A 9,631-nucleotide genomic window follows, 5' to 3' on the forward strand; every position below is an offset into this window, starting at 1 on the left:
TGTAAAAATACATAATTAAAAAATAAAAAAAGCCTACAAAAACAGAAAGTCTCGCAGGCTTATTAGGTATAAATTTAATGTTATTTGAAAATTTCCTCGAGAACAAAATCTAGTTGAGGAAAAAGTGGGCTTTGAATTGTATCTTCTTCAATAAGAGGATGTTTACCAATAAAAATTCCGTTTTCTAGTGCGTAAATAAATAATGTTTTATCAGCAGGATTTACAATCCAATATTCTAATACGCCTGCTTCTTGATACAAATCATATTTATATTTCATTTCTTTTGAAGAATTTCCTGGAGACAAAATTTCGATTACTAAGTCTGGCGCACCAATAGCACCTCTTTCGTCTAATTTATCTTCATCACAAAACACACACAAATCAGGTTGTACAACTGTAAAAACCTCTTTATCGGCGGTAGATTTTTTTTTATCAACTAATCTAACATCAAATGGTGCGGAAAATAATTTGCAAGAATGATTTTTGTATTCATACCATAAAAGCCCATGCAAGTTACTAGCAATTTTTTGATGAAAAGTGCTTGGTGCTGGACTCATCTTGAAAATTTTTCCTCTTATTAGCTCTAATCTTTCCTGAAATTTCCAGGTAAGATAATCGGCATAAGAATAGGTTTTTTCTAAATCTAAGTCATTAATATTGGTAATCATAACTTTATTTTTTTCAAAATTAAGAATTATTTTCTAAACAAAACCCTTTCAGAATTTAAAAAACTGAAAGGGTTAAAAACAAATCTAACTCAATTTTTTAATTAAAATCCCAGCGAACTCCCAATGAAACATTGTTTTGTTTCACCAAATTATCTTGAAATAAAGGATTCAAATCATATTTTACATACAAACTAGTTTCTTTGTATCCAATGTAAGCACTTACTCCATAAATGAAATTGCTTACATTATAATCTTTTTTGGTTTTTTGTTTTACATCGTCACCAAACTCGTCTTCATATTTTAGAATTTGCTTAGTTTTTAGGCGAATTCCTCCGTAACCACCTAATCCGAAACGGAAACTTTCGTGTGTTTTGAAATAAGGTTTTCCGTCTTTTTGTTTTTTGCCAGAAAAGTCAAATTCTAAATGCAAAGGCGCTACTAAATATACGTTTCTAAACCTTGATTCGTCTAAATCGTATGGGCTTTTTTCTAAAGTTGTTTTGTCACCATCTTTAAGAAAAAAACGGTTTTCAGTCGGACGCAAATTGTTATACATTACTGACCAACCATATTTGAAATGCAGTAAATTACTTTCTTTGGCAATTCGGGTGTTATAGGACATTCCCCATTCGTAAAAATGCGAACCTAAGAAACGGTAATCCGAATTTTCAAAATCGCCATCGGTAGCAAGATTGTTCAATCCCATTGCGAAGACAAATTGTGAAGTCGTTCTTTTTTCTCCAACGTCTTCTTTTTTAAATTTTAAACTGTCTTTTTCAAACTTAATAATAATTTTGTTACCAATAGCAACTTTGACACTGTCTTGTGGCGTTTCCATGTTTCTATTTTCAACTTTGTCTTGTACCAAAACTTTTAGTTCGTCATAGGCTGCATCTACTTTATTTCCTATAATTACGGCTCTGGCCTCGGCTAACTTTTTCTTCTTTTCGTCAGCTTGTTCTTTGGTAATTGAACCATTTTCGAGCTGAACATTAACTTCTTCTACTTCTTTTTTTAGTGCTTCTTTTTCTTCTTTGGTTACCGATTCGATTTTATCGGCTACTTTTTTGGCTCTAACTTCAAAAGTGTCTTGTGCGATTGCTTTTGAAACAAACAAAAACAATGAGATAACTACGTAAGTGATAATTTTGTACATAATGTTTTGATTTTTAAATGATTATTGATGATTGAATTTTGATTCTACTTTTTTTGGAACTCAGGTTTAAGAAATTTGAGAAATCTTAAACTTTGATATTGAAATTGACATTGATATTGAAATTGTGATTGACATTGAAATTGACATTGAAATTATTATTCCTGATTTCTATTGGCTAATGCTGATTTGGCATTTTGATAGCTTTTGCCAATTCTGGAAATTACTTTTTCTCTGAATGTTTGTTCTAATTCTCCATCTACTTCTGTTAGCAAACTATTGGCATCTACTTTTATGGCTGCAACTTTAGTGTTTGTTTTTGGTTGCTTTTCTACCGATGCTAATAAATCGTCTACGTTTACATAAGTTGGTTTTGGATTGACCACTTTTTCTTGAGTAACTTGTTTTGGTTGTTCGTTTTGAGCCACTGCTTCAGAACTTTTAAATGGAATAATTTTTTCTTTGTTGTTGATTGAGTTGATTGGTGTTTTTTGATTTTGATTGAAACCTTTTGATGATTTGTTATTTACTGTTTGTGGTTCATTGCTTATTGTTGATGGTTCATTGTTGGTGGCTTGAGCAACTTGACTTTCTACCTTGATGCCATTTACATTTTCTTCATTGTCATTGCTATTGTCATTGCCATTGATATTGCCATTGTCATTGCTATTGTCATTGCCATTGATATTGCTCTCCTTTTCAGTAACCACCACATTGTTTTCGGGTTTAATTTCTGTGCTTTTTTGATTGAAATAAAGTATTCCAATAGAAAGAAAAACCAAAAAACTTGCTGCAATTCCAATGAATCGGAATGAGAAAAAAGGGGAACGTTTTGCACTCTTTGCTTCGGCCACTGATAGCATCGAGTCTAATCTATCCCAAGCCATTTCGGTTGGTTGGATTTCTCGAGCGTTTAGTTGCTCTTTTATTTGATTTTCTACTTTATTCGGTGCCATTGTTGTAATTTTTTAATTTGGTAATGTTGGTTTGCAACATTTTGCGTGCATGTGATAATTGCGATTTGGATGTTCCTTCGTTTATTCCGAGTAATTCGGCTATTTCTTGGTGTTTGTAACCTTCAATTGCGTAGAGATTAAAAACCATTCTATAACCATCGGGCAAACTATCTATGAGAAACTGAATGTCATCAACCGAGAATTTACTTTCTATATTGTTGAAACTTTCCTCGTAATAATTCTCATCTTCAATGAACTTAACTTTTTTCTGAACTCTTATATACGATATACATTCGTTTATCATGATTCGTCTAATCCAACCTTCAAAACTGCCTTTGTGTTCAAAATGCTTTAAGTTGGTAAACACTTTCATAAAGGCCGTAATCATTACATCTTCTGCTTGTTGTAAATCTTTTATATATTGTCGGCAAACACTTAACATTTTTGGAGAAAATTTTGAATAAATCTGATGTTGCGCATGACGATTGTTCTCGACAGCCAACTCGATTAGTTCTTTTTCTTCTTGATGTAAGTTGATTACTTTCATTGTTCAAAGGCAATTTCAAAATTCAATTTCAAACTCAATATTTGTCATTGCTATTGCAATTGATTTTTGATATTGAATTAGACTTCTATTTACATAGACGATTCTCGTTGCAAAATGGTTGCATGATGATTAAAAATTTTTTATTTTATTTTCTCAACAGTTTGTTTTCCAAACAGATCATACGGTTTTTCGTGAAACTTTGTATCAAAAAATTGCGCTATTGTTAACAAAAATGCGACAAATATCAATACAATTGCAATTTGAACTATTGATGTCTTTTGAATTTCGGCTTTTGTTTTAACATCGCATATTTCACCTGGACAATATTGTGCTTTATCTTTATAAAAAAGTCCGTATAGTTTACAGCCTATGCAAATGCCAAATGCTGTTTCAAAAAACATAAATATAAGACAGACTAAACAAACTAATCCCGTTATTATACCGTATGCGTTTACAATTACCAGTAACACGAACATAGTTGCCGAAAGCACAAGACCAATTAGCCATGCGACTTTTTTTTGTTGTGCGCCAACATATTCAGGGTTTTGGTTTCTAACAATAAGTCTTGCTACTATTAGCGTTGGTGCAAACTTCGGATTGATGAAAATTCTAATGATAAAATCGGTTAAGAAAACGGTTAACACATATTTTACTGGCACAAAATTTCCTTCAAATAGAATAAACATTAAGGAAAGAAAAACGGCAAAAAACAACATACCAGCTGCTGCTCTAATTTCTCTTTCGTTCAAAACTCGAATGTTGTATCCTTCTACTTCTTCTCCAAACTGTATTACTTTGTTCATAATGCTATAGATTTAATTGATTGATGATGGTTCTATTAGCATAGACGCTTTTGGTTGTAAAAAGGTTGCATGTGAATTTTAAAATTCCAAAAAAATAAATTCCAAATTCCAATATCAAATCAAAACAACTTCATTTTTGACATTGCAATTGATATTGACTTTGACATTGTTTATTTCTTTCTTTCAATTACATAGTTAACCATCAAGGTTAAGCTTTCTTTATATTCGGAGTTGGGAAAGTTTTGAATAAGCGCTAGTGCTTCTTGTTGGAATTGCACCATTTTTTCTTCGGCGTAGGATAATCCGTTTTTGTCTTTTACAAATTGGATTACTTCTTTCACTCGCTTTTTGTCTTTGTTATGATTTTTGATAGAATTGATGCACCAACTCTTTTCTTTTGAAGTACAATTATTTAATGCATAAATCAGTGGCAACGTCATCTTTTGCTCTTTGATGTCAATTCCTGTTGGTTTCCCTATAGCATCGTCGGTGTAGTCGAATAAATCATCTTTTATCTGAAACGCCATTCCGATGAGTTCACCAAACTTTCGCATGGTTTCAACTTGTACTTCATCTTCCGAAACAGATTTGGCTCCAAGTGCACAACAAGCGGCAATAAGTGTGGCTGTTTTTTGGCGGATGATTTCGTAGTAAACCGATTCATCAATATCTAATCTTCGTGCTTTTTCTATTTGAAGTAATTCGCCTTCACTCATTTCACGTACCGCTACTGAAATGATTCTAAGTAAGTCAAAATCGCCGTTGTCTATTGAAAGCAACAATCCTTTTGAAAGTAAATAATCTCCAACAAGTACGGCAATTTTATTTTTCCAAAGAGCATTTATAGAGAAAAAACCTCTTCTTCTGTTACTATCATCAACCACATCATCGTGAACTAAAGTAGCGGTATGAATTAACTCAATAACCGAAGCACCTCGATAGGTTCGTTCGTTTACAGTTCCACCTGAAATCATTTTGGCGGTTAGAAACACGAACATTGGTCGCATTTGTTTTCCCTTACGATTTACAATATAATAGGTAATTCTGTTAAGCAACGCCACTTTGGAGGACATGGATTCGAAGAACTTCTTCTCGAAAAGTTCCATCTCTACATTAATGGGTTGTTTTATTTGCGAAGTTATATTCATTATTGAAAGCAAAAATAAGGATTTTGTATTTACAAATGATGTTGTTATAGTAAACTTAACTTTTAGACAATATAAAAAAATTAACTCGCCGATGAAACGGTTCTTTCTTTTAAAACCACATAGAAATATAGTTCTATTTTTTGGCGCTTTGCTTGAAGCTTTAACCACAAAGAGCACGAAGAAGGCACAAAGTTCGCAAAGGTTTGATAGAACGCGGATGAAACGGATGCTTCGCAAACGCGGGTTTACACTGATTTTTTTTGGAGTACTGATTGAAGAAATTAGAGAAATCTTTATAATTTATTGCTTCTAAGTTCTCGATACAATTTTTGTATAATAGCTGGCGCAATTACACAAAAACCAATCGAAGTGACGTTAGTTTTGGGTTGACGAATTCGTTTTTTTAAGAAAATAAACCTATAGGTCCTATAAGAACTAAACTTGTAATTTCCCCAATCGTCACTTCGAGTAATTTTGTGTTTCGAAAACGCTAGTTTTTGAAATGTAAAATTGTATCGAGAACCTATGGAAAACTGGTTTTTGTTTCTAAGTTCTCGATACATTTTATAAAAAGCTAGCGCATTTTATAAAACACTCGAAGTGACGGTAGTAATAATTTGATATGACTTGCTTTTAAGAAATATAAATCTATAAGCCCTAGAAAAACTATACTCGTTCTTTTTCCTATCGTCACTTCGAGTGATTTTATGTTTCGAAAACACTAGTTTTTGAAATGTAAAATTGTATCGAGAACCTATGGAAAACTGACACTATTATCTTAAAGTTCCTGATGCGTTTTAAACTTTTATCAAAAAAAATAATTTTCAATTAAACCTTTTTGAGTTGTAATTGTCTTATTATTAAACCGTAAAAAAATATAGAATATGAAAACTACTCAATTTATTTTAGGATTAGCTTTAGCTATTACTTTTTTTAGCTGTAACAGAGATGACTATGAAGATAGAGGAACTATCACATCGGAGGAAATGCAATTAAATGCAAAAATTGACATTGCTAGTGATGATGTGTCAAATATTGTGGAAGAACAACTTACCGTAGATGATGGCATTGTTGGCAGAGGTACAACATCTGCCGTACAATTTTTGCCTGCTTGTGCAGTAGTGACTAGAGTTCCAGAAACAGGTGTTCCTGCTGTTGGTCAGAATATTGTTAAAACTATTAATTTTGGCACTACTGGTTGCGAAATGCCAAATAGGAATGTACTTAAAGGTGTTATCATAATTACCATTCCTTATTTACCAAATGCTACTACTCATACTATCACTTATCAGTTTGTAAATTTCTATCATAATGCTATCAAGTTTGACGGAACTAAAACTTTTTCAAGAACCATGAGCGCTGCAGTTGATGGGCATCCTATTGTAACAATGAATATGGACTTGAATGCTACTTTCCCTAACGGAAATGTTTATACAAGAGTGGGAACTAGAGTTAGAGAGATTATAGAGGGTATGAATACTCCAGCCGTTTTAATTGATAATATCTATAAAATTACTGGAAGTTGGACTACAACTTTTCCTAACACAACAGTTCAAACGAGCACTATTACAACGCCTCTTAATGTAAAGATGAGCTGTATGTCGGTTAATAAACCGTTGCTTGTGTCTGGTGTTATAACTATTACTAGAAATAATAATGTTGCCACACTAGATTATGGTGATGGTACTTGTGATAATCTTGCTACTTTTACTTTAAATGGTGTCGCCTATCAAATTACATTTGGTAATTAATATTGATTTTTATTTTCAGAAGAAAGGTTCCAGTTTTTTGGGGCCTTTTTTTGTTTGGTTTTTAACCACAAAGGACACGAAGAAGGCACGAAGGGCGCGAAGGTTTTTTGGAACACAGATTAAAGAAATTAGAGAAATCTTTATAATCTTTTTACTTCATCTATTCATCATATCACCACTTCGTACCTCGTATTTCGTACCTCGTCCCTTTTATGATTTGTTGGCTAGTTGACCACAAGCAGCGTCTATGTCTTTTCCTCTGCTTCGGCGGACTTTGGCTACTATATCGTGTTTGGATAATTCAGTTATGTATAAATTGATGGCTTCGTCGGATGCTTGTTGGAATTCACCGTCGTCTATTGGATTGTATTCTATTAGATTGACTTTGCAGGGAACGTATTTGCAGAATTTTACTAGAGCATCAACGGCTTCTTTGTTGTCATTGATTCCTTTCCATACAACATATTCGTAGGTAATTTTGCTTTTGGTTTTTCTATACCAATAGTCCAAGCTTTCTCTTAAATCTTTTAGTGGAAAGTTGACAGTAAACGGCATAATTCTATTACGAACCTCATCTATTGCAGAATGTAGCGAAACGGCTAATTTGACTTTTACCTCATCGTCTGCCATTTTCTTAATCATCTTCGGAATTCCCGATGTGGAAACTGTGATTCTTTTGGGTGACATACCTAATCCTTCGTTGGAGGTTATCATGTCGATGGCTTTCATTACGTTGGGGTAATTCATAAGTGGTTCACCCATTCCCATAAAAACGATGTTGGACAACGGATGGTTGTAATATAAACGACTTTCTTTATCGATTGCCACTACTTGATCATAAATTTCGGCTGGTTCAAGGTTGCGCATTCTTTTGAGGCGCGCTGTTGCACAGAAATTACAATCTAAACTGCAACCTACTTGTGAAGAAACGCAGGCGGTTGTTCGGGTTTCTGTTGGAATTAGAACGCTTTCAACAACTAAACCATCGTGAAGTCTTACGGCATTTTTTACGGTTCCGTCGTCACTACGCTGCATGGTATCAACTTTGATGTGATTGATGACAAAATTAGCTTCGAGCATAGCACGGGTTTCTTTGGAGACGTTGGTCATGTCTTCAAATTTATGTGCGCCTTTGCTCCACAACCATTCATATACCTGATTGCCTCTAAAGGCTTTGTCTCCATTGGCTACAAAAAAGTCTCTGAGTTGTTCTTTAGTGAGGCTTCGAATGTCTTTTTTCTCCATCATGGGGCAAAGATAGTTATTTTTTGGAAGTTGTGTGACTTGCGGTCTAACCACAAAGAGCACGAAGAAGGCACCAAGGTCACAAAGGTTTTTTGGAACACAGACCTGTCTGCCGACAGGAGGGTTTAAGAAATTAGAAAAATTTTGATAATCTTTTTATTGCTTCAAAGCTCTCGATACATCCGCCGCGGCGGAAACTCGAAGTGACGGCTGTGGTAGCTTGATGTATTCGTTTTTGGAATTTGTTATTTGCTTTTTGGGATTTTCCTTTTGTTATTTGTTCTTTGTACTTTTGCTTCTTAAATTTATTATTATGCATTTTCTTTCCGACGATTTAGAACATTATATTGAGAAACACTCACAAAAAGAGCCTGAGCTTTTGGCGCAATTGAATAAGGAAACGTATCAAAAGATATTGTTACCACGTATGTTGAGTGGGCATTTTCAAGGGCGTGTTTTGAGTATGCTTTCTAAGTTGATTCGTCCTGTGACTATTCTTGAAATTGGTACTTATACGGGTTATTCGGCTTTGTGTTTGTGTGAAGGTATGCAAGAAAATGGTGTTTTGCATACTATTGATATTAAGGAGGAATTGATTGATTTTCAAAGAAAGTATTTTGATAAGTCGCCTTGGGGTTCACAGATTGTGCAACATTTGGGTGAGGCTTTAGATATTATTCCAGCTATTGATACTACGTTTGATTTGGTTTTTATTGATGCCGATAAGGAGAATTATATTAATTATTTTCATCTGATTGTTCCCAAAATGAATAAGGGTGGTATTATTCTTTCGGATAATGTTTTATGGAGTGGAAAAGTTGTGGAAGAAGTAAATCCGAATGATGTTTCGACTACTATCTTGCTTGAGTATAATACGCTATTGAATACGGATGCGAGAGTGGAAACGGTTTTGTTGCCTATTCGGGATGGGTTGACGGTTAGTAGGGTTTTGTAGGGCTTAACCACGAGGGACACGAAGAAGGCGCGAAGGACACGAAGGCTTTTTTTAACCACATAGAAACATAGTTTTTATAGTTCTATTTCTAGGCGCTGCGCTTGGGATGGGTTACATAGTTTTTGGCGCTGCGATTGGGATGGGAACGCGGATGAAACGGATGCTTCGCAAACGCGGATTTGCACGGATTTTTTTGGAGCACGGACCTGTCTGCCGACAGGCAGGTTGAAGAAATTTGAGAACTCTTTATGATTTATTGCTTCTAAGTTCTCGATACAATTTTAGTGTAATAGCTGGCGCAATTACACAAAAACCACTCGAATTGACGGTAGTGGTAGATTGATGAATTCTTATCGTCAAAAGACCTGACAGGTTTTAAAAACCTGTCAGGTCTAAAATTACAAG

The 9,631-nt window shown here is 34.2% G+C and carries 9 protein-coding genes; 2 read left to right on the plus strand and 7 right to left on the minus strand.

The window, feature by feature from the left end; genetic code table 11:
- Positions 1-80 precede the first annotated feature (80 nt).
- From O9267_RS10490 to O9267_RS10515, 6 genes are all read right to left on the minus strand, one after another.
- Positions 81-668 carry a Uma2 family endonuclease gene (locus O9267_RS10490; RefSeq protein ID WP_298179073.1) on the minus strand — a complete coding sequence of 196 codons (588 nt, stop codon included), beginning with the start codon at positions 666-668 and terminating at the stop codon, positions 81-83.
- 97 nt (positions 669-765) lie between these two features.
- Positions 766-1,824, minus strand: coding sequence for a hypothetical protein (locus tag O9267_RS10495; protein WP_298179076.1), 1,059 nt, complete (start codon positions 1,822-1,824; stop codon positions 766-768).
- A 155-nt stretch (positions 1,825-1,979) separates the two neighbouring features.
- Positions 1,980-2,777: a hypothetical protein gene (locus tag O9267_RS10500; RefSeq protein ID WP_298179079.1), complete on the minus strand. Its 798-nt coding sequence runs from the start codon at positions 2,775-2,777 to the stop codon at positions 1,980-1,982.
- Positions 2,764-3,324, minus strand: a complete 561-nt coding sequence (locus O9267_RS10505; RefSeq protein ID WP_298179081.1) for an RNA polymerase sigma factor — start codon at positions 3,322-3,324, stop codon at positions 2,764-2,766. The genes O9267_RS10500 and O9267_RS10505 overlap by 14 nt, the downstream gene beginning before the upstream one ends.
- A 140-nt stretch (positions 3,325-3,464) precedes the next feature.
- On the minus strand, positions 3,465-4,127 hold the full coding sequence (locus O9267_RS10510; protein ID WP_298179084.1) for a DUF4395 domain-containing protein: 663 nt from the start codon (positions 4,125-4,127) through the stop codon (positions 3,465-3,467).
- 170 nt (positions 4,128-4,297) lie between these two features.
- Positions 4,298-5,275 (minus strand): polyprenyl synthetase family protein, encoded by a 978-nt coding sequence (locus O9267_RS10515; RefSeq protein ID WP_298179086.1) that lies wholly within the window; start codon positions 5,273-5,275, stop codon positions 4,298-4,300.
- A gap of 884 nt (positions 5,276-6,159) precedes the next feature.
- On the opposite strand from O9267_RS10515, the gene O9267_RS10520 reads away from it, so the two are divergent.
- Positions 6,160-7,026 (plus strand): hypothetical protein, encoded by an 867-nt coding sequence (locus tag O9267_RS10520; protein WP_298179088.1) that lies wholly within the window; start codon positions 6,160-6,162, stop codon positions 7,024-7,026.
- 210 nt (positions 7,027-7,236) lie between these two features.
- Here the strand turns inward: O9267_RS10520 and rlmN are convergent, their stop codons facing one another.
- The gene (gene rlmN / locus O9267_RS10525) at positions 7,237-8,274 is read right to left on the minus strand and encodes a 23S rRNA (adenine(2503)-C(2))-methyltransferase RlmN (protein WP_298179089.1); all 1,038 of its coding nucleotides are present in this window, start codon (positions 8,272-8,274) and stop codon (positions 7,237-7,239) included.
- A gap of 310 nt (positions 8,275-8,584) precedes the next feature.
- Here rlmN and O9267_RS10530 point away from each other — a divergent pair, with 310 nt between their 5' ends.
- The gene (locus O9267_RS10530; RefSeq protein ID WP_298179091.1) at positions 8,585-9,226 is read left to right on the plus strand and encodes an O-methyltransferase; all 642 of its coding nucleotides are present in this window, start codon (positions 8,585-8,587) and stop codon (positions 9,224-9,226) included.
- Positions 9,227-9,631 lie beyond the last annotated feature (405 nt).

It is taken from the genome of Flavobacterium sp. (assembly GCF_027531705.1).
Classification (GTDB): domain Bacteria; phylum Bacteroidota; class Bacteroidia; order Flavobacteriales; family Flavobacteriaceae; genus Flavobacterium.

Bases quoted from the DNA above. Each gene is read 5' to 3' on its own strand.
- O9267_RS10495 (WP_298179076.1), bottom strand. From the start codon at position 1,824: ATGTACAAAATTATCACTTACGTAGTTATCTCATTGTTTTTGTTTGTT.
- O9267_RS10500 (WP_298179079.1), bottom strand. From the start codon at position 2,777: ATGGCACCGAATAAAGTAGAAAATCAAATAAAAGAGCAACTAAACGCT.
- O9267_RS10510 (WP_298179084.1), bottom strand. From the start codon at position 4,127: ATGAACAAAGTAATACAGTTTGGAGAAGAAGTAGAAGGATACAACATT.
- O9267_RS10530 (WP_298179091.1), top strand. From the start codon at position 8,585: ATGCATTTTCTTTCCGACGATTTAGAACATTATATTGAGAAACACTCA.
- O9267_RS10505 (WP_298179081.1), bottom strand. From the start codon at position 3,324: ATGAAAGTAATCAACTTACATCAAGAAGAAAAAGAACTAATCGAGTTG.
- O9267_RS10490 (WP_298179073.1), bottom strand. From the start codon at position 668: ATGATTACCAATATTAATGACTTAGATTTAGAAAAAACCTATTCTTAT.
- rlmN (WP_298179089.1), bottom strand. From the start codon at position 8,274: ATGATGGAGAAAAAAGACATTCGAAGCCTCACTAAAGAACAACTCAGA.
- O9267_RS10520 (WP_298179088.1), top strand. From the start codon at position 6,160: ATGAAAACTACTCAATTTATTTTAGGATTAGCTTTAGCTATTACTTTT.
- O9267_RS10515 (WP_298179086.1), bottom strand. From the start codon at position 5,275: ATGAATATAACTTCGCAAATAAAACAACCCATTAATGTAGAGATGGAA.